The 20,201-nt window shown below is 52.3% G+C and carries 18 protein-coding genes and 2 pseudogenes; 9 read left to right on the top strand and 11 right to left on the bottom strand.

Annotated elements, in window-relative coordinates:
- Window positions 1-13: 13 nt before the first annotated feature.
- The 3 genes and pseudogenes from BL249_RS10085 to BL249_RS10075 form a co-directional block, all read right to left on the bottom strand.
- Window positions 14-547 carry a septation protein A gene (locus BL249_RS10085; RefSeq protein WP_099704779.1) on the bottom strand — a complete coding sequence of 178 codons (534 nt, stop codon included), beginning with the start codon at window positions 545-547 and terminating at the stop codon, window positions 14-16.
- A gap of 69 nt (window positions 548-616) precedes the next feature.
- Window positions 617-1,363: a YciC family protein gene (locus tag BL249_RS10080; RefSeq protein ID WP_099704780.1), complete on the bottom strand. Its 747-nt coding sequence runs from the start codon at window positions 1,361-1,363 to the stop codon at window positions 617-619.
- Between the two features lie 27 nt (window positions 1,364-1,390).
- Window positions 1,391-1,808: pseudogene (locus BL249_RS10075) on the bottom strand (YkgJ family cysteine cluster protein).
- A gap of 269 nt (window positions 1,809-2,077) precedes the next feature.
- Between BL249_RS10075 and ompW the strand changes: the two are divergent.
- Window positions 2,078-2,710, top strand: a complete 633-nt coding sequence (gene ompW / locus BL249_RS10070) for an outer membrane protein OmpW (protein WP_099704781.1) — start codon at window positions 2,078-2,080, stop codon at window positions 2,708-2,710.
- 54 nt (window positions 2,711-2,764) lie between these two features.
- Here ompW and BL249_RS10065 read toward each other — a convergent pair whose 3' ends face one another.
- The 6 genes and pseudogenes from BL249_RS10065 to BL249_RS10035 form a co-directional block, all read right to left on the bottom strand.
- Window positions 2,765-3,082: a BON domain-containing protein gene (locus BL249_RS10065; protein ID WP_099704782.1), complete on the bottom strand. Its 318-nt coding sequence runs from the start codon at window positions 3,080-3,082 to the stop codon at window positions 2,765-2,767.
- Between the two features lie 130 nt (window positions 3,083-3,212).
- The gene (trpA, locus tag BL249_RS10060; protein WP_099704783.1) at window positions 3,213-4,016 is read right to left on the bottom strand and encodes a tryptophan synthase subunit alpha; all 804 of its coding nucleotides are present in this window, start codon (window positions 4,014-4,016) and stop codon (window positions 3,213-3,215) included.
- Window positions 4,016-5,206, bottom strand: coding sequence for a tryptophan synthase subunit beta (trpB, locus tag BL249_RS10055; protein WP_099704784.1), 1,191 nt, complete (start codon window positions 5,204-5,206; stop codon window positions 4,016-4,018). Before trpB ends, trpA begins: the two co-directional genes overlap by 1 nt.
- Before the next feature lie 57 nt (window positions 5,207-5,263).
- Window positions 5,264-6,625, bottom strand: coding sequence for a bifunctional indole-3-glycerol-phosphate synthase TrpC/phosphoribosylanthranilate isomerase TrpF (trpCF, locus tag BL249_RS10050; RefSeq protein WP_099704785.1), 1,362 nt, complete (start codon window positions 6,623-6,625; stop codon window positions 5,264-5,266).
- 2 nt (window positions 6,626-6,627) lie between these two features.
- Window positions 6,628-8,233: pseudogene (gene trpD / locus BL249_RS19245) on the bottom strand (bifunctional anthranilate synthase glutamate amidotransferase component TrpG/anthranilate phosphoribosyltransferase TrpD).
- A complete protein-coding gene (locus BL249_RS10035; RefSeq protein WP_099704788.1) occupies window positions 8,233-9,795 on the bottom strand; it encodes an anthranilate synthase component 1 in 1,563 nt (520 codons plus the stop codon). Before BL249_RS10035 ends, trpD begins: the two are co-directional and overlap by 1 nt.
- A 280-nt stretch (window positions 9,796-10,075) precedes the next feature.
- Between BL249_RS10035 and rnm the strand changes: the two genes are divergently transcribed.
- The 3 genes from rnm to rluB all read left to right on the top strand — a co-directional run bounded on the left by rnm (window position 10,076) and on the right by rluB (window position 12,651).
- Window positions 10,076-10,969 carry an RNase RNM gene (gene rnm / locus BL249_RS10030; RefSeq protein WP_099704840.1) on the top strand — a complete coding sequence of 298 codons (894 nt, stop codon included), beginning with the start codon at window positions 10,076-10,078 and terminating at the stop codon, window positions 10,967-10,969.
- Entirely contained in the window at window positions 10,966-11,586 is a 621-nt protein-coding gene (locus tag BL249_RS10025) for an L-threonylcarbamoyladenylate synthase (protein ID WP_099704789.1), read from the top strand. The genes rnm and BL249_RS10025 overlap by 4 nt, the downstream gene beginning before the upstream one ends.
- Before the next feature lie 162 nt (window positions 11,587-11,748).
- Window positions 11,749-12,651 (top strand): 23S rRNA pseudouridine(2605) synthase RluB, encoded by a 903-nt coding sequence (gene rluB / locus BL249_RS10020; RefSeq protein ID WP_099704790.1) that lies wholly within the window; start codon window positions 11,749-11,751, stop codon window positions 12,649-12,651.
- A gap of 45 nt (window positions 12,652-12,696) precedes the next feature.
- On the opposite strand, the gene BL249_RS10015 is transcribed toward rluB, so the two are convergent.
- Window positions 12,697-13,458, bottom strand: a complete 762-nt coding sequence (locus BL249_RS10015) for a YciK family oxidoreductase (protein ID WP_099704791.1) — start codon at window positions 13,456-13,458, stop codon at window positions 12,697-12,699.
- Between the two features lie 222 nt (window positions 13,459-13,680).
- Between BL249_RS10015 and sohB the strand changes: the two genes are divergently transcribed.
- Window positions 13,681-14,727 (top strand): protease SohB, encoded by a 1,047-nt coding sequence (sohB, locus tag BL249_RS10010; protein ID WP_099704792.1) that lies wholly within the window; start codon window positions 13,681-13,683, stop codon window positions 14,725-14,727.
- Window positions 14,728-14,767: 40 nt separating this feature from the next.
- On the opposite strand, the gene BL249_RS10005 is transcribed toward sohB, so the two are convergent.
- Window positions 14,768-15,016: a DUF2498 family protein gene (locus tag BL249_RS10005; protein ID WP_099704793.1), complete on the bottom strand. Its 249-nt coding sequence runs from the start codon at window positions 15,014-15,016 to the stop codon at window positions 14,768-14,770.
- A gap of 400 nt (window positions 15,017-15,416) precedes the next feature.
- On the opposite strand from BL249_RS10005, the gene topA reads away from it, so the two are divergent.
- The 4 genes from topA (at window position 15,417) to BL249_RS18985 (ending at window position 19,990) form a co-directional block, all read left to right on the top strand.
- The gene (gene topA / locus BL249_RS10000; RefSeq protein ID WP_099704794.1) at window positions 15,417-18,005 is read left to right on the top strand and encodes a type I DNA topoisomerase; all 2,589 of its coding nucleotides are present in this window, start codon (window positions 15,417-15,419) and stop codon (window positions 18,003-18,005) included.
- A gap of 175 nt (window positions 18,006-18,180) precedes the next feature.
- Window positions 18,181-19,155 (top strand): HTH-type transcriptional regulator CysB, encoded by a 975-nt coding sequence (gene cysB, locus BL249_RS09995; protein WP_099704795.1) that lies wholly within the window; start codon window positions 18,181-18,183, stop codon window positions 19,153-19,155.
- A 504-nt stretch (window positions 19,156-19,659) separates the two neighbouring features.
- The gene (locus BL249_RS09990; protein WP_099704796.1) at window positions 19,660-19,818 is read left to right on the top strand and encodes a YmiA family putative membrane protein; all 159 of its coding nucleotides are present in this window, start codon (window positions 19,660-19,662) and stop codon (window positions 19,816-19,818) included.
- 4 nt (window positions 19,819-19,822) lie between these two features.
- The gene (locus BL249_RS18985) at window positions 19,823-19,990 is read left to right on the top strand and encodes a hypothetical protein (RefSeq protein WP_158233078.1); all 168 of its coding nucleotides are present in this window, start codon (window positions 19,823-19,825) and stop codon (window positions 19,988-19,990) included.
- The last annotated feature ends 211 nt before the right edge of the window (window positions 19,991-20,201 follow it).

The raw sequence follows: 20,201 nt of genomic DNA, 5'->3' as shown, positions 1-20,201 counted from the left end.
CCGGAGAATCATATTATTGTTGCTGCGGCATTAACCGGTAAATATACACCCCGCTTACCAGGGTAAACAGCAGCGTCAGACCGGTCAGGCCAAAGACTTTGAAATCAACCCAGATGGCCTGCGGTAGCCAGAAAGCAACATAAATATTAAGCAGACCACAGCAAAAGAAAAACAATGCCCAGGCCACATTCAGCCGGCGCCATGCCTGCTGCGGGAGTTTTAATTCTTTACCCAGCATGGTTTCAATCAGCGGTTTGTTCATTACAAACTGACTTACCAGCAGAGCGACGCTAAACAGGGTATAGATAATGGTGACTTTCCATTTAAGAAACTCATCATTATGGAAGATGATAGTCAGCAGGCCGAATACCACCACTATCGCGAAGGTCACCAGCGTCATTTTTTCAATTTTACGGTACAACAACCAGCCCGCGACCAGCGCAACGGCGGTGGCGATAACCAGGGCACCGGTGGCGACAAAAATATCGTACAGCTTGTAAAAAACAAAAAAGACCACCAGGGGGAGAAAATCAAGTAACTGCTTCATAGGCTTTTCAGATACCGGAACAGGATAGATTGGTGAATCAGGGTGGCGCCACTGGCGCCACCTGGATAATTAACGTAATAACATATACAGCCGGCACAGATAAATGATCAGCAGTGCTGAAATCAGATTACTGATACCGCTGGCAAGCACGCTAAGCAGGGTGTAATAACTGTCCGGCATCCGGGCAAGAACCCGGGTAATGACAACCAGCAGTACCATTTTGGCCAGCAGCCAGAACAACACCGCCGGGGTGACCAGCCGCATATTATGCCATACCAGAGAAACGCTCTGGCGTATGGCGGCAAAAATACCCTGCTGGCCGGCGGCCAGAATAACCGGTGCCAGCGCCAGCAAAATGGCAAGAATAATGCCGGGAATCACCACAAAAAGAAAGCCGAGCTGTATCACCAGCGTCATGAGAAAAGTCAGCACCAGCAGTCTGGGCAGCAGAGGTGCTGACAGCCCGATAGCTCGCAGGGCGCTGGTGCGTTCACCGGCAGAAACCAGCGGAATCAGCATCAGCATTCCGCCAGTGAGCAGGGTATTGCCAATCAGTGACGCCAGGGTGCCCGCCAGCGAGGCGCGCAGCAGAATATGCTGTTGTTCAGGAGTGAGATTACGCACCATCTCCATCAGATTCCCCCCCGGGAAACCTTGCTGGGGTAACTGTGACAGCTGATCGTCACCGGGGGTCATTGCCTGGCTAATCATCACGCTGATAAAAGCGGTGAGCAGCGCCATCAGTAAAATGGTTATCAGCTGGTGGCGAAAAAAATTCCCCGCCTCACGGTATAACGAACCTGCCGTGATTGACATGTACACTCCTTAAAAAAACCCATTCTGTTAATCCGCAGATTGTACATGGTCTGATAAAGGACTGGCACCCTGTATTACATAACTTTCACTTTGCACAGGCTGGTGCGGGCTAAAAAGCGGTGGCAGACCATATTTTTGCCGGGCGCGATCACAGGCATCATTAACCTGACCGTTGTCACCGGACATGGCAAATTCGCGGCAGGGAGAAGGGCGTTGTGCATAAATGGAACATGACACGCACTGGCCGACTTCACCCTGTAACGCCACGCAGCGCGGAGAGCGGTCATTGGTTCCTGTCATGTTACGCATATGCAGACTCAGCGGTTCAGTCAGGGCAACCGGGACATCTCCCCCCCCCGTCATCAGCCTCACGCCAGTAAAAAGAGACGCGAAAACAGGCACAACAGGCACCACAGGAAACACAAGGGTTATCACCGTTGCTCATCTGATTACCGGCCCTCCGGGCAACAACGCTTATATATTGTTGATGAATAATTGAAAATAAAGTGTTGTCGAGGCCTGTTGCCAACCAAATTTTTCGTTCGCCGAAAACGAAAAAATTGATTTCAGTCAAACTGCAATTTATTTCATGTGGCGAAAGAATTGATCCAACTTATTGGTTGCGCTGCGTCAATGAAATTAGCCGACAGACAGGGACTAATGCACTGACCAAAAATGACATTGATGTAGCAAATATTAATAAAGGAGTGGCAAATGAAATTAAAAGCAGCAGCACTGGCAATCGTAATGTTACTTCCGGCTGTCGCTTCAGCACATCAGGCGGGGGATTTCTTTATCCGTGCTGGCACAGCAACAGTACGGCCGACCGGCGGCTCTGACGACGTACTCGGGCTGGGAGAGTTTAACGTCAGTAATAACACGCAGCTTGGATTAACTTTTACTTACATGGCGACGGATAACATTGGTGTTGAGCTGCTGGGTGCCACGCCATTCAGTCATCATGTCGGCACGCCGGGCACCGGCAATATCGCAAATTTAAAACAGTTGCCACCGTCACTGGTGGTGCAGTGGTATTTTAGCGGGCTGGGCAAATTTAATCCTTATATCGGCGCAGGTGTGAACTACACCCGCTTCTTTCAGGAGCGTTTTAATGATACCGGACGCAATCTGGGACTGAGCGATCTGCACGCCAAGGACTCCTGGGGTTTTGCCGGGGTGGCCGGGCTGGATTATCAGTTAACCGACAACTGGATGCTTAACGCCTCCGTCTGGTACATGAATATTGATACTGACGTCAGCTTTCGTGCAGGCGGCGTGAAACAAGACAAGATTCATACCGATATTAACCCGGTAGTGTTCTTCTTCGGCGCGGGTTATAAGTTCTGACAGCAGTAAAAAGCGGCCAGCGCAAAACAGCTTTCTGCGCTGGCCTGTACGTTATCAGCGAACGTGCAGATTATTGATTACCGATGTCACCCCCGCCACGCTACGGGTAATGGCAACGGCACGGCTTGCCATTTTGGGTGACGAAATAAAGCCGCTTAGCTGTACCCGTCCTTTGAAGGTTTCAACGCTAATTTGATCAGAATGTTTTAGCTGTTCATCAGCCAGCAGTTCGCTTTTTACTTTGGTGGTAATGACGGTGTCGTCAATGTAGCCCCCGGTTCCTTCCTGATGTGCCGTAGGCGCACAGGCGCTGATCATTATTGTTAACACACTGGCAGCAACCAGACCGGCGATCCATTTAAACCTGTTCATTTATTATGCTCTCCCTGTGAATCATAGCGTTAACAGCAGCAATGCTGTGTCATCAGTGTAGCGACAGAAAAAAGCGCTGTCATGATGAAGAAACAGCGGGCTGCGCCTTAGCACTAAGGCGCAGCAGCGATCAGCGTGTGGCAGCTTTCATCGCGCGGGTGAAGTCACGAAGGGCGGTCAGCATCTCTGCCGGCTGGCGGTGGTGCGATTCAATCAGTTTCACCGTGGCCGAACCGGCAATGGCACCGGCAGCACCGGAAGCAATGACATTACGCACCTGGGCAGGTTCTGAAATACCAAACCCCTGAATAGCGGGGGCGGCATGATATTCACGCAGCCGGTTGACCAGCACACTGAGCGATTTATCTGCCCGGTTTTCGGTTCCGGTTACCCCGGCGCGTGATTGCAGATAGATATAGCCGCGGCCGTGTGACGCCAGTTGGCGCAACAGATCGTCGCTGGCATTAGGCGGGCACATAAAAATAGGTGCAATGTTGTGCTGCATAGCAGACTGGCGGAAGGCGGCAGATTCTTCAAAAGGAACATCGCCTATCAGTACCGAATCGACGTCGACCTGCTGACAACGGCGATAAAAGTTATCTATGCCGTTGTGAAATACCAGGTTTGCATACATTAACAATCCGATAGGTATTTCCGGATATTTTTTACGGATCCCGGCAAGCAGTTCAAAGCAGAGTTGCGGGGTCGTGCCGGCAGCAAAGGCACGCAGATTGCCTCCCTGAATCGTCGGGCCGTCGGCCAGCGGATCGGAAAACGGAATGCCTAATTCGAGGGCATCAGCGCCCCCTGCAACCAGGGCATCGATAATCTGTAAAGAGAGCGTGGGGCTTGGGTCACCAAGAGAGACGAAGGGGACGAAAGCACCTTCTTTTTTTTCGGCCAGCCGTGTAAAAAGTTGCTGATAACGCGTCATCAGATTTCTCCCCTGGCTTTAAGAATATCGTGAACGGTAAAAATATCTTTGTCGCCGCGCCCGGAAAGGTTGACCACCAGCAGTTGTTCTTTTTGTGGTGCCTCTCGCATCATTTTCAACGCGTAGGCCAGCGCATGGGAAGATTCCAGCGCCGGAATAATCCCTTCACTCCGGCACAGGGTTTTAAACGCCTCAAGGGCTTCATCATCAGTGATGGAAACGTATTCAGCGCGTCCGGTGCTGTTCAGAAAGGCATGCTGCGGGCCGGCAGAGGGAAAATCCAGTCCGGCTGAAATGGAGTAGGACTCCTCAATCTGACCCTCTTCGGTTTGCATCATCGGCGCTTTCATACCGAAATAAATCCCAACGCGACCGTGTTTTAACGGCGCGCCATGTTCGCCGGTTTCAATACCATGGCCGGCGGGTTCGACGCCAATTAATGCCACCTCAGCGTCATCGATGAAATCGGCAAACATGCCGATGGCATTTGAACCGCCACCGACGCAGGCCAGTAACGCATCTGGCAGACGCCCCTCGCTGGCTAAAATTTGTGCTTTGGTTTCTTCGCCAATCATACGCTGAAATTCACGCACGATAGTGGGATATGGATGCGGGCCGGCTGCCGTGCCCAGCATATAATGGGCGGTTTCATAACTGCCGGACCAGTCGCGTAACGCTTCGTTACAGGCATCTTTTAAGGTGGAAGAACCGCTATGGACCGGGATCACTTCAGCCCCCATCAGACGCATGCGGAATACGTTAGGTGACTGACGTTCAATGTCTTTTGCGCCCATATAAATCCGGCATTTCAACCCTAACAGTGCGCTGGCCAGTGCTGAGGCGACGCCGTGCTGGCCGGCGCCAGTTTCAGCAATAATTTCACTTTTCCCCATGCGTTTAGCCAGCAGTGCCTGGCCAAGTACCTGATTGGTTTTATGGGCTCCGCCGTGTAGCAGATCTTCACGCTTGAGATAAAGACGGGTTGCGCTACCTCGGGTGAGATTATCACAGCGGGTTAACGCGGTAGGCCGGCCGGCATAATTTTTAAGCAGGCCGGCAAACTGCGCCTGAAATTCAGGATCCTGGCGGGCGCTGACAAAGGCCTGTTCCAGTTCCAGCAAGGCCGGCATCAGAATTTGTGGCACAAACATACCGCCAAACTCACCGAAATAAGGATTAAGTAATGTCATGCAATGTTTTCCTCTGTAAAACCGATGGGGCAGTGGCAATGAAAGCGCCCCGCCCGGTTAATAGGCGCGCAATGTCTGAAAAACCGCGGCGATTTTCGCGGCGTCTTTCTCGCCTGGTGCGCTTTCCACACCGCTATTGAAATCGAGTCCGGCGCAGCCGGACTGGGCTGCCTGAACGCAGTTAGCGGCAGATAGACCGCCGGCCAGCATGACGTTGGACAGCGGCTGACCTGCCAGAAGAGACCAGTCGAAGGGGTGTCCGCTGCCGCCCTGACCATTATCCAGCAGATAGCGATCAACCTGCTGCCAGTCCAGAGCCGGTATGCTGTCGCTGACGCTGAGTGCTTTCCAGATGCGGGTGGTGGTGGGTAACGCCAGGCGCAGCTGATCGATAAATATCTGATTTTCCGTACCATGTAGCTGAACAGCGTGCAGGTTCAGATGACGGGTAGTAGTGACAATGTCACTTATGCTGGCATCGCGGAACACGCCAACATATTGCAGCGGCGCCGCGGCAATAATCAATCTGGCCTGATTTTCGTCTATCTGTCTTGGTGATCCGGGCACAAAAATTAAGCCGCCATAAATCGCGCCCGCCTGGCTGGCTGCCGCTGCATCCTGCGGCCGGGTGAGGCCACAAACTTTGTTATCACCCAGCAAAACACGGTTAACCGCAGCGGCCAGATCGGCTTCTGCCATTAATGCCGAACCAATCAGAAAACCGTTGGCATAGCGGCTGAGTTCACGGATTTGGCTGTAATGGCTGATGCCGGATTCGCTGATAACCGTGACGTTAGCGCCCAGACGGGGTGCCAGCGTGCGGGTACGGTTAAGATCGATAGAGAGATCGCGCAGATCGCGGTTATTAATGCCTACCACCCTGGCTTCAAGGGTAATCGCCCGCGCCAGTTCCTGTTCGTTACTGACTTCCGTCAGTACCCCCATTTTCAGGCGGTGAGCAACGTCAGCCAGCTGGCGATATTGCTCATCGTCCAGCACCGAAAGCATCAGTAAAATCGCATCGGCCTGGTAGTGGCGCGCCAGATAGATTTGATAAGGGTCGATAATGAAGTCTTTGCACAGGACCGGCTGATGGGCCGCCAGGCTCACCTGTGGCAAAAAGTCAAAGCTGCCCTGAAAATATTTTTCATCGGTCAGCACTGAAATTACCGCAGCGTGCGGCCGGTAAATACTGGCGATTTTCGCTGGATCAAAATCATCGCGAATCAACCCTTTTGACGGCGAGGCTTTTTTACATTCCAGAATGAATGCCGTGCGATTACCGCTCAGTGCGTGGTAAAAACTACGACTGGCCGGGGTGACCTGATGCTGAAAGCTGGCCAGGGGCTGATGTTTTTTTCGCGCTTCAATCCAGACAGCTTTATCGCGAACAATTTGATTGAGTACCGTTTCCTGCATGATTATCCTCTGGCTGCCAGGGCGACAACGCGCTGGTAGGGCTGTCCGCTGCGGATAGTCTCCAGCGCCTGCTGAGCATTTGAGCGTAAATCTTCGTGGCCAAATATTTTGAGTAACAGTGCGACGTTTGCGGCAACGGCTTCTTCATGGGCGCGCTCGCCTTTACCCTGAAGTAAACGACTAAGAATGTCACGGTTTTCTTGTGGCGTTCCGCCCGCCAGGGCCTCTTTAGGCGAGTAACTAAAGCCAAAATCCCCGGGCGTCAGCTGATAGCGGGTAATTTCGCCATCACGCAGTTCGGCAATGTGGGTTTCACTGTGCAGCGCGACTTCATCCATGCCGCCGCCGTGCACCACTGCCGCCCGCTGATACCCCAGCATTTTAAGGGTTTCAGCGATTGGCTGCACCAGTTCAGGACGGTATACGCCAATCACGGCCAGAGGCGGCCGGGCCGGATTAATCAGTGGACCCAGTACATTAAACAGCGTGCGGGTTTTTAGCTGCTGGCGTACCGGCATGGCATGGCGAAAGCCGCTGTGATACTGCGGGGCAAACAGAAAACAGACGTTGAGTTCATCCAGCGCCCGGCGAGCCTGTTCAGGGGACAGGTCAAGGCGAAGACCAAAGGCGGCCAGCAGGTCGGAAGATCCGGATTTACTCGATACGCTGCGGTTACCATGTTTTGCCACTTTAAGACCACAGCTGGCAGCGACAAAAGCACTGGCGGTAGAAATATTAATGCTGTTGCTGCCGTCACCCCCGGTGCCGACAATATCAGCAAAGGCATAAGACGGGCGGGGAAACGCCAGCGCATCAGCCAGCAGTGCAGTGGCCGCTCCGGCGATCTCTTGCGGCTGCTCGCCACGGACTTTCATGGCGATTAAGACGGCCGCCAGCTGCGTGGGTTCAAGCTGTCCGGTAATAATAGACGAAAACAGCTGGTGGCTTTCCGCCTGGCTCAGGAACTGACCCTGATAAACTTTTTCCAGAATGCTATTCATTGACTAACTCCTTCTTCCGGAGGTGGCTTCAGGCCAGTGCCCATGCCAGGGTTTGTTCAAGTAAACGGGCGCCTTGTGTGGTCAGGATGGACTCAGGGTGAAACTGAAAACCACAGATGCGATCGTGTTGATGGCGCACGGCCATCACCATGCCGTTAAAGGTTGCGTTAACAATCAGCTCTGTCGGGGTATTGCTGCCAACCAGTGAATGGTAACGGGCGACCGGCAGAGGATTGCTCAGGCCGGCAAACATCGCCTCGCCATCATGACTGATTGCCGAGGCTTTACCATGCAGGATCTCGCCGGCCTGGCCGACATGACCACCGTAGGCTTCAATGATAGCCTGATGGCCAAGACAGATACCGATGATGGGCAGACGACCGCGTTGCTGCCGTAATAATTCGGGCATACAGCCAGCCTGAGAAGGCGAGCCAGGTCCTGGTGACAGCATCAGTACCGGTTGTTCCATGGTTTTCAGGCGTTCGGTCAGGGTAGTGACGGGAACACTGTTACGATAGACCACCACCTGATGTCCGGCTGCACGCAGCTGATCGACCAGGTTATAGGTAAAAGAATCAACATTATCAAGCAGCAGAATCTGTGCCATCAGAACATCTCCTTGCAATGATGTGCGCTGGCAATGGCGCGCAGTACCGCACGAGCCTTATTCCTCGACTCGTCGGCTTCAGCCTGCGGATCGGAGTCGAGTACCACACCGGCACCGGCCTGCACATAAGCCACACCCTCTTCAACATAGGCTGAGCGAATAACAATACAGGTATCGAGATCGCCATGTGCGGTAAAATAGCCAACCGCGCCGCCATAGGCGCCCCGGCGTGATTGTTCCGCGCCGGCGATAAGCTGCATGGCCCGCACTTTGGGTGCTCCGCTCAGGGTACCCATATTCATGCAGGCCCGGTAAGCATGCAGCACGTCGAGCTCCGGGCGTAGCTCGCCCACTACGCGGGAGACCAGGTGCATAATGAAAGAGTAGCGATCCACTTTGGTCAGATCGGCAACATAACGGCTGCCGGCAACACAAATGCGCGCTAAATCGTTACGCGCCAGGTCAACCAGCATCAGGTGTTCCGCCAGCTCTTTATGATCGGTTCGCATTTCCAGTTCGATACGACTGTCAAGGTCGCGGTCGAGGGTGCCGTCTGCCAGGCGACCCCGCGGCCGGGAGCCGGCAATCGGATAGATTTCAATTTTGTGACTGCTGGCATCGTATTTCAGCGAACTCTCTGGTGATGCACCGAACAGCGTAAAGTCATCGTCCTGCATAAAAAACATATAGGGACTGGGATTACTCTTTTTCAGTACCGAGTAAGCGGCCAGCGGTGACGGGCAGGGCAGTGAAAAACGGCGCGAAGGCACAACCTGGAAAATTTCTCCGACGCGAATGGCCTGTTGCATATCGCGAACAACCTGACAAAAGGTTTCATCACTCAGGTTACAGCTCAGCGTCATGTTTTCAAGCGCGCTGGTGGTAAGCGCCGCTGCCGGTTGCATCATCTGACTGCGTAGCTGTTCGAGACGACTTTGCAGACGAACAAATTCGGCGGGTGCCTGACCGAACACGCTTGCCTGCAGGCGGGACTGTTGGGTCTGATGATCGATAATCAGTAATGTTTCTGCCAGATAAAAGCAGTAATCAGGGCAGCGTTGATCGCTTTCCAGCTGCGGAAGATCTTCAAAACCAGCCACCAGATCATAGGCAAATAAGCCACCGAGAAACATAGCTTCACGTTCATTATCGGCCGCGCTGACCAGCGTGGTTATCAGACGCAGCGCGTCAAATACTGACACGGATTTCAGGCGCGAATCTTCATCAAGCTGATCGTCAACCGTGGGGAAGGTTAGCGTGCGGCCATCAGGATGCTGACAATTATCAATCTGATCAGGCAGTGCGGCATCCAGTAACGGCAACAGAGCACTGCCGTTGAGTGACAGGGCTTTAATTGTCACCTGCTGGCCCAGTGCGGTGATACGCAGGGCGCTGTCAATAATCAGTAGGCTTTTGAGATTATGTTTGCTGTCGATATCGGCAGATTCCAGCAGCAGTGAGGCCGGGCGTGCACCACAAAGCTGATTAAAGACGCTGGTCGCGTCTTCGCGATAAGGGGCGTCACTGCTAATCAGTTTGAGCGCAGGTTTTACAGTCGGCATAAAATATTCCCAACAATCAGGTAAAAAAAAACCCGCTTAAGCGGGCTCAGGTAGCTGCAATCTCCGGTTAACGGGTGCACGGCAACCTTGCCCATACAGGCGTGTTGCGCCACCAACCGATTAATACACACGTTAATTTCGCCATGATGCAGAACCTTCTATCTGAACTTGCGTACTAGTAAACTAGTTCGAGGTGCTAATGTCAAGCAGCTTTTTCCATCTGTCAGGAAACAGCGTATGATGCGCGCTGATTTCTGTTATGGGGCAACAAAGTAACGCGATGAATCAGCTTACGGATTATCCGCTCTATGATTTACATAGCCATTCTCAGGCTTCTGACGGCTTGCTGACGCCTGCCGGACTGGTTGCCAGAGCAGTGCAAATGCGGGTAAGTGTGCTGGCGTTGACCGATCATGACACCGTTGCAGGCATCGCGCCGGCGCAGCAGGCCATTGCGCAACAGCAGCTGCCACTGTATTTGCTGCCTGGCGTGGAGATATCAACCCTGTGGGAAAATCATGAAATTCATATTGTCGGGCTGGGGATTGATCCGCAGGCGCCGGCAATGAAACAGCTGTTACTGAATCAGTCTATGTGCAGACAATACCGGGCTGAATTGATCGCCAGCCGGCTGGAAAAAGCGCAGATACCCGGCGCGCTTGAAGGTGTGATGGCGCTGGCAGCCGGCGGCGCAATTACCCGCGGCCATTTTGCCCGCTTTCTGGTAGCGCAAGGTAAAGCGAGCAACATCAGCCAGGTGTTTAAAAATTATCTGGCGCGCGGCAAAACCGGCTATGTCCCCGCGCAGTGGTGTACTATTAAACAAGCGATTGAGGCCATTCATCATTCTGCTGGCAGGGCGGTGCTGGCCCATCCGGGGCGTTATCATCTTTCGGCAAAATGGTTAAAGCGGCTGGTACTGCATTTCAGGGAACAGGGCGGAGAAGCCATCGAAGTTGCCCAGTGCCAGCAGGCACCCGCAGAACGTAGCCAACTGGCACAGTATGCCCGTGATTACGATTTGGCCGCGTCCCAGGGCTCCGATTTTCATCAACCCTGTGCCTGGATTGAGCTGGGCAGAAAACTTTGGCTGCCCGCCGGTGTTGATGCCGTCTGGACAAGATATCCCGAATTACAACCTCAGCCCGGAACCGCGATTTTGGAGGATCAATGAGTCAGTTTTTTCAGATACACCCGGAGAACCCCCAGCCCCGACTGATCAAGCAGGCGGTGGAAATTGTTAATAAAGGGGGCGTGATAGTTTATCCCACGGATTCCGGCTATGCGCTGGGCTGCCGGCTGGAAGAGAAAAATGCCATGGAGCGGATTTGCCGCATCCGTCAGTTTGCTGATGATCATAATTTCACGCTGATCTGTCGTGATTTGTCCGAGCTTTCCAGCTATGCCCAGGTGGATAACAGTGCTTTTCGCCTGATTAAAAATAACACCCCTGGCAACTATACTTTTATATTGAAAGCGACCAAAGAAGTGCCGCGGCGTCTGATGAACGACAAGCGCAAAACCATTGGTCTGCGCGTGCCTTCTAATCCTATTGCGCTGGCATTACTTGAACAGGTCAATGAGCCGATTATGTCCACTTCACTGATTCTGCCTGGCAATGATTTCACTGAATCTGATCCGGAAGAAATTTTCGATAAACTGGGTACTCAGGTGGATCTGGTTATTGATGGCGGTTCGCTGGGCCAGCAGCCAACAACGGTGGTCGATTTAACCAGCGATTCGCCGCAGGTGGTACGGGAAGGTGCCGGCAGTATTAAACCTTTTCTCTGATGGCCTGTGCAGAGGAACGGCCGGTCACGCTATTTATTATCATTCGGCGTTAAGTTCGGGTAGAATGCCCGGCCGTTGGTTCCTGTCAGTGCCTGCCGTTGGTGGGCACGACCTTTTATATCATGATACTGATGCCTGTGAAGGCAACAGCGAGGTCGCAAAATGAGCGAAAAGTTACAAAAAGTATTAGCCCGTGCCGGACAAGGATCACGCCGTGAAATTGAAGCGATGATCGCCGCTGGACGCGTCAGTATTGATGGCAAGCTGGCGACCCTTGGCGATCGCGTTGAAGCCAGCAAAAATCTCAAAATTCGTATTGATGGCCATCTGGTTAACCTCGGCGAGAGTGCCAGCGAAATCTGCCGGGTGCTGGCCTATTACAAACCGGAAGGTGAACTCTGTACCCGCCGCGATCCTGACGGCAGACCGACGGTGTTTGACCGCCTGCCGCGCCTGCGCGGCGCACGCTGGATAGCCGTTGGCCGGCTTGATGTGAATACCTGCGGTTTACTGCTTTTCACCACCGACGGTGAACTGGCCAATCGCCTGATGCATCCGGGTCGTGAAGTGGAACGCGAGTATGCCGTGCGGGTATTCGGCCAGATTGATGATGAAAAAATCCGTCAGCTCAGCCGGGGTGTCCAGCTGGAAGATGGCCCGGCAGCATTTAAAACGCTGAAATACAGCGGCGGTGAAGGCATCAACCAGTGGTATAACGTCACGCTGACGGAAGGCCGTAACCGTGAAGTCCGCCGGCTGTGGGAAGCGGTGGGGGTACAGGTAAGTCGCCTGCTGCGTGTTCGTTACGGTGACATTCTGTTACCGAAGGGACTGCCGCGCGGTGGCTGGACCGAGCTCGATTTACAGCCAGTGAACTATCTGCGTGAAATGGTCGGTTTGCCTGCCGAAACGGCAAGCCGCGTCCCGGTAGAAAAAGATCGTCGTCGCACCAAAGCCAATCAGATTCGCCGGGCGGTTAAGCGTCATACCAGCAAAAGCGCAGCGGGCGCTCGAACTGCACCAGGCCGGCGTAGCGCCACGCGTCGCAGCGATCAGGGCCGCTAGTTCATTTCCTGATATGGACAGCCGGCCGCTGGCTTATTCTGGTTGTTATTCTGCTGCCCCTGGCTTGCGTCCGGGCTGGGCGTCGAAGCTGATACCGGTTTTACGCCGGCTGTCATCCCCCATCAGATAGAGGTAGAGGGGCATAATGTCAGCCGGGGTTTTCAGCCTGGTTGCATCTTCTTCGGGAAAGGCACTGGCACGCATTTGGGTCCGGGTGCCCCCAGGATTAATACAGTTTACCCGTAAATTCTGGCTGCGATACTCTTCTGCCAGCACCTGCATCATGCCCTCAGTGGCAAATTTAGACACCGCGTAAGCGCCCCAGCCGGCGCGCCCCTGGCGGCCGACGCTGGAGCTGGTAAAGACCAGTGAACCGGCATCTGATTTCAGTAACAGTGGCAGCAGTGCCTGGGTAAGAAAAAAGGTGCTGTCAACGTTGATGCGCATCACCTGTTGCCAGATTTCCGGTGCCAGCGTCATCATCGGTGCGATTTCACCGAGCACCCCGGCATTATGTAACACCCCATCGAGGCGGGGCACCAGCTGGGCGATTTCATGTGCCAGCATGTGGCACTGCTCAGGGGTTGCGGTATCTAAATCCAGCAGGCGGTAATGCACTGGTCCTGAACCGGCCTGAGTTATCCGGTCGGCCACATTGCGCAGTTTTTTATCATTACGGCCAAGCAGCACCAGTTCCGCGCCGTAGCGGGCATAAGTGATCGCCGCCTCGGCCCCGATCCCGTCGCTGGCGCCGGTGACCAGAATAATGCGATTTTGCAGAAGGTCCTGCTTAGGTTGATAATGCACGTTACTCCTCCTCGCGGCTATTGTGGCACGCTCGTCCGGGCGAACCCTTTCCTGATATTAACCTGATAAAATAATCAGCTTTATGCCTGAAAAAGTCAGTTGCTTCAATGAGACATAAGCGAAATTTGTCTGGCGTGCTGGTTAAACAGGCGACGTAACAGACTAACCCGGTTACACTGACAGCTTCTTGTATGGAATGTTAGATTTTGTAAGGCGGAATCCGTGGAGTTACTCTCTTATTATGCTCTTTTTCTGGCTAAAACCGTGACGATTGTCGTTGCGATTGCCGCACTGATTGTGATGATTAGCCATGTTGCGCTGAGAAAGCGTCATGAAGCTGGTCAGCTGAGACTGACCGACCTTGGTGAGCGCTATCGTCATATGAAAGAGGATATGCAGCTGGGACGGATGAAACATCACCAGCAAAAACTGTGGCACAAAGCGCAGAAGAAAAAAGAAAAACAGCAGGAAAAAGCGGAAAAAAAACGCGCCAGACTTGAGGGGGATAACGCTGGCAAACCAGTGCTTTACATCATTGACTTCAAAGGCAGCATGGATGCCGGTGAAGTTGCTTCATTACGTGAAGAAGTATCGGCAGTGCTGGCGGTGGCCGGTGAACAGGATGAGGTGCTGCTGAGGCTGGAAAGTCCTGGCGGCGTTGTGCATGGATACGGTCTGGCGGCGTCGCAGCTTCAGCGCCTGCGCCAGAAAGGAATCAGGCTGACGGTAGCGGTTGATAAAGTGGCTGCCAGCGGCGGTTATATGATGGCCTGTGTGGCGGATAATATCGTGGCGGCCCCTTTCTCCGTGATTGGCTCAATTGGCGTGGTGGCGCAGATACCCAACTTTAACCGGCTACTAAAACGTAACGATATAGATATTGAACTGCATACCGCCGGTCAGTATAAGCGCACGCTGACGCTGCTGGGTGAAAATACCGAAGAGGGACGCGAGAAGTTTCGCGAGGATCTCAATGAAACCCATCTTTTGTTCAAACAGTTTGTCCAGCAAATGCGTCCGACGCTGGATATTGACCAGGTGGCAACCGGCGAACACTGGTACGGCAGTCAGGCCAGAGAAAAAGGGCTGGTTGATGAAATCAATACCAGCGACGATGTTATCCTGCGTCAGCTTGAGCATTTTGAGGTGATTGCGGTGCGCTATCTGCGCAAGAAAAAAATGATGGATCGTTTTACGCACAGCGTCAGTAAAAGCATGGAACAACTGCTGCTACGGTTGTGGCAACGGGGTAACCGGCCGCTGAACTGATCCTCATCGGGCCGTGTTGCCGGCCCGCGATACAACGGGTTTACCTCAACCGGTATTGCGCTGACAGGGTAGTGGTAAGGTATTTAAATAAATTAAATACTACCGTGGATTTTGCTGTCGGCAACCCCTGGTTATCGGGATAAAAATCACCGCTAAATATCAGCAGATCGCCTTGTTGTTTTACCGAAGATACCTGCACCCCGGCTAAATAATCCGCATGGGCCTGCAGTAACCCATTAGCGATAATGAGCAGTTCAGCGGCGCTGATCGTCTGTTGTGATTGCGTCATAAAACCTCCGGCATAAAAAACAGAACAACGCTAAACAGTAACCTGCGTTATGTAAACTGAATGCTAACCGTGTTTAACCCTTTTACGCTGATTATCATCTTGTTTCTGGCGTAAATTGCCGGCGGATGCTAATTAAGTTGCGTAACTGATTTTATCAGGTAGAGTGTGGGCGTTTCAGAATTCCGGCGTAAATTCGCTGGCATGCGGGCGTAGCATGCAGGAAGTTAGCCAGAAAAAGACGTAGTCAATCAGTCGGTTGAAGTCTGTGTTATCAGCCTTCTGACTGAGATCAGCGAGGGTTAAAATTGAGCAACCACCGCACGATTAAGCCGCGCGCTGTTGACTGTTTCAGCTTACGTCTTTTCTTAAACTCGGAAGTTATCATCAGGTAAAGGTAAATATGGGTAAAGCGCTGGTAATTGTTGAGTCCCCGGCAAAGGCCAAAACAATCAATAAATATCTTGGAAAAGACTATGTGGTGAAATCCAGCGTCGGTCATATCCGGGATTTGCCGACCAGTGGCTCAACCGTTAAAAAGAGCACTGACGCTAAAACCAGTAAAACCGGCAAGAAAGATGAAAAGAGCGCGCTGGTCAAGCGAATGGGCGTGGATCCCTGGCATGACTGGAAAGCCGACTATCAGATTCTGCCCGGCAAAGAGAAAGTGGTGTCTGAGCTGAAGAGCCTGGCACAGAACGCAGACCACATTTATCTGGCAACCGACCTTGATCGCGAAGGGGAGGCCATTGCCTGGCATCTGCGCGAGGTTATTGGCGGGGATGATACCCGCTACAGCCGGGTGGTGTTTAACGAAATCACTAAGAATGCTATCCGCCAGGCATTTGAAAAACCTGCCGGACTGAATATCGACCGGGTCAATGCCCAGCAAGCCCGTCGTTTCATGGACCGTGTTGTCGGTTACATGGTGTCACCGCTGTTGTGGAAAAAGATAGCCCGTGGTCTTTCTGCCGGGCGGGTTCAGTCGGTAGCGGTGCGGCTGGTTGTTGAGCGCGAACGTGAAATTAAAGCCTTTGTTCCGGAAGAATACTGGGAACTGGCGGCCAATCTGTCGACGCCGGCGGGCAGCGATTTACCGATGCAGGTAACCCATCAGGGTGATAAAGCATTTCGTCCGGTTAACCGGGCACAAACAGAAGCCGCTATCAGCCTGCTGGAAAAGGCGCGTTATGTCCTCCAGGATCGTGAAGACAAGCCGACCAGCAGCAAGCCGTCTGCACCGTTTATTACTTCAACGCTACAGCAGGCCGCCAGCACCCGGCTGGGTTTTGGTGTTAAGAAAACCATGATGATGGCGCAACGGTTGTACGAAGCGGGCCATATCACCTACATGCGTACTGACTCAACCAATCTTAGTCAGGACGCACTGAGCATGGTGCGCGATTACATTACAAAAAATTTTGGCGATAACTATCTGCCGGCGTCGGCGAATCAGTACGCCAGTAAAGAGAATTCCCAGGAAGCGCATGAAGCAATCCGTCCGTCTGATGTCAGCGTCACTGGCGATAGCCTCAAGGATATGGAAGCCGATGCTCAGAAACTTTATCAGCTGATCTGGCGTCAGTTTGTGGCCTGTCAGATGACGCCGGCGCAGTATGACTCCACCACGCTGACCGTTGAAGCCGCCGGTTTCAGACTGCGGGCTAAAGGGCGTACGCTGCGTTTTGACGGCTGGACAAAAGTCATGCCTGCTCTGCGCAAAGGTGATGAAGATCGGACCTTACCGGCAGTCAGTATTGGTGATGAACTTACCTTGCAGCAACTGATGCCTGCGCAGCATTTTACTAAACCGCCGGCACGTTTCAGCGAAGCTTCGCTGGTTCGTGAACTGGAAAAGCGCGGAATAGGCCGGCCATCAACCTATGCATCAATTATTTCGACGATTCAGGACCGGGGCTATGTGCGGACGGAAAACCGTCGCTTCTATGCCGAAAAAATGGGCGAGATTGTAACTGACCGTCTGGAAGAAAATTTTCGCGACCTGATGAATTACGATTTCACCGCCCATATGGAAAACAGCCTTGATCAGGTAGCCAATAATCAGGCGCAGTGGAAAGCGGTACTGGATAAATTTTTCGCTGATTTTAGTCAGCAGCTCGATCAGGCTGGTAGAGAAGCTGATGAGGGCGGGATGCAGCCTAATCAGATGATCCTGACTTCGATTGACTGCCCGACCTGCGGCCGGAAAATGGGTATCCGTACTGCTACCACCGGGGTATTCCTTGGTTGTTCCGGCTATGCCCTGACGCCAAAAGAGCGCTGTAAACAGACGATCAATCTGATTCCGGAAAATGAAGTGCTTAACGTTCTGGAAGGTGATGATGCCGAAACCAATGCCCTGCGCGCGCGCCGTCGTTGCCAGAAATGCGGTACGGCCATGGACAGTTATCTGATTGATAACCAGCGTAAGCTGCACGTCTGTGGTAACAACCCGGCCTGTGATGGTTATGAAATTGAGCAGGGTGAATTTCGCATCAAGGGCTATGATGGTCCGGTGGTTGAGTGCGAAAAATGTGGTTCAGAAATGCATCTCAGGATGGGGCGTTTCGGCAAGTACATGGCCTGTACCAATGACGAGTGTAAAAACACCCGTAAGATTTTACGCAATGGTGAAGTGGCACCGCCTAAAGAAGATCCGGTGCCGTTGCCGGAACTGCCGTGCGAAAAATCCGATGCATGGTTCGTGCTGCGTGACGGCGCTGCCGGGGTATTTCTGGCCGCTAATACCTTCCCCAGATCCCGTGAAACCCGGGCACCATTGGTTGAAGAGTTACAACGTTTCCGCGACAGACTGCCGGAAAAACTGCGTTACCTTGCGCAAGCGCCTGCTGTCGATGATGAAGGTAATAAAACGCTGGTGCGCTTTAGTCGGAAGACTAAACAACAGTATGTCAGCAGTGAGAAAGAGGGCAAAGCCACCGGCTGGTCTGCTTTCTACATTGATGGCAAGTGGCAGGTCAGTCACAAATAATCCTCCCGGGCCAGCTTCCTGCTGGCCCTGTACTTTTGTCTGTGAGCACTATACATCTGTGACAACAATGTTATAGTGGTTATAGAAAAGGTGTTTCTTATTATATTTTTTTATTAAAACCCGCAAAGCCAGCAGGTTCTGACGTAACGGTGACACGCGATTGGGATAATGAACAATGAAACTGCAGCAGTTGCGTTATATCGTGGAAGTTGTCAATCATAACCTTAATGTTTCCTCCACCGCCGAAGGACTTTATACCTCGCAACCCGGTATCAGTAAGCAGGTACGCATGCTGGAAGATGAACTGGGTATTCAGATTTTTTCCCGCAGCGGTAAGCATCTGACTCAGGTGACGCCTGCCGGTGAAGAGATTATTCGTATTGCGCGTGAAGTCCTGTCAAAAGTTGACGCGATTAAATCGGTAGCAGGGGAGCATACCTGGCCTGATAAAGGTTCACTGTTTGTGGCAACCACCCACACCCAGGCCCGTTACGCGTTACCGAATGTCATTAAAGGTTTTATTGAACGTTATCCACGGGTGTCGCTACATATGCATCAGGGGTCGCCCACACAAATTGCCGAGGCGGTTTCCAAAGGGAATGCTGACTTTGCGATTGCCACCGAAGCGTTACATCTCTATGACGACCTGATTATGTTACCGTGCTATCACTGGAACCGGTCGGTTGTGGTTACCGCTGACCATCCGCTGGCTGACAAAAAGCAGATAAGCATTGAAGAGCTGGCAGAGTATCCATTAGTCACCTATACCTTCGGTTTTACCGGTCGTTCCGAGCTGGATACGGCATTTAATCGCGCCGGCTTAACCCCGCACATTGTTTTTACTGCCACCGATGCCGACGTAATAAAAACCTACGTTCGTCTGGGACTCGGGGTTGGGGTGATTGCCAGTATGGCGGTGGATGCTGTGACGGACGCCGATTTGGTGCGCATTGAGGCAACCGATCTTTTTAGCTACAGCTCAACTAAAATAGGCTTCCGGCGCAGTACTTTTTTGCGCAGCTATATGTACGACTTTATACAACGCTTTGCACCCCACCTGACCCGCGATGTGGTGGACACTGCAGTGGGATTACGCAGTAATGAAGAGATTGAAGCGATGTTCAAGGATATTAAGCTGCCGGTGAAATAGCGAAGTTTACAGGAGATTAATGCCGCCCGATCGATGCCGCCTGAATTATACCCCTGCCAGAAAAACGCCACGCCGTTTTGCAATGATTTTTTTTACCGTTGTCATTTATTTTCCATAAATGACAACGACATCACAGCTTTTACGATTGTCATTTTCTAAATGCGATTCAATGCACAATTTCACCGTTAGCGCTTTGCAGTTAGCTAGGAATATTCTCATACTTTGATTAAAAGCAGATGACAGACGGATTGCTTAAGTCTGGTTTAATTTTGCTGTGATTCACTGAGGTTGCCAGACCGTAATTGACAAGGTAATGGCACAGAAACTGCAGACAGCTAGCGGATTCCAGGGTGTTAAACAGTTATTTGTTACGCGAATGTTCAACATGACGAATTGTGCTGCTGGAGAAAAATAGCTGGATTTTCAGGCAGCAACTGATTAGGATTCATCCCAATTTTTGATTGGTTAAGACAATCGTTTAACTAAGAGTGATTATCAAAAGCTATGGCTACAAGATTATCAGTACAACCTGACTTCGGGCACAAAACCATTAAAGTTGCGCGTAACAGCGACGTGAAACGCAAAGCCTGGCTGGCTATTTTTGCGGGTTGCGCACTTTTCTGGGGTTTTGTGGCGCTGCTGGTCTGGCAGATCTGGAGTTAACGACATGTATCCTCAGCGTCGCCATAACCTCGTACCGGCCCCAGGCAAACTGAGTGAAAAAACCTGCAAGGCAAAAACCCAGGAACTGGTCACCATTCCTGAATCCTGGGGGCTAAACGAGTTACAGCGCAGTTTTATCGACACCATGATTGATAAAAAACTGCGTCGTTAACCTGGCCGGCAAACTGGCAGGAAAGAAGAAAAATCAGGCTGAGATTGCGCTGATTTCCTGGTTAACAGAAAGGAACTCTGATTAAGAAATGAGGTGATGTATGAATAAAACCTTAGTGATTTGGTCAGGTGCCTGGATGTTTTCCGCGCTGGTATGGGCCGCCCTGTACTGGACTGGCATGATGATACGCTGACGCTGTTCCAACCCACTG

Source organism: Erwinia sp. OLFS4 (assembly GCF_002752165.1).
Taxonomy (GTDB): Bacteria; Pseudomonadota; Gammaproteobacteria; order Enterobacterales; family Enterobacteriaceae; genus Izhakiella.
Note: the sequence above shows the minus strand (reverse complement) of the source record. Positions and strands in the feature narration are given on the sequence as shown.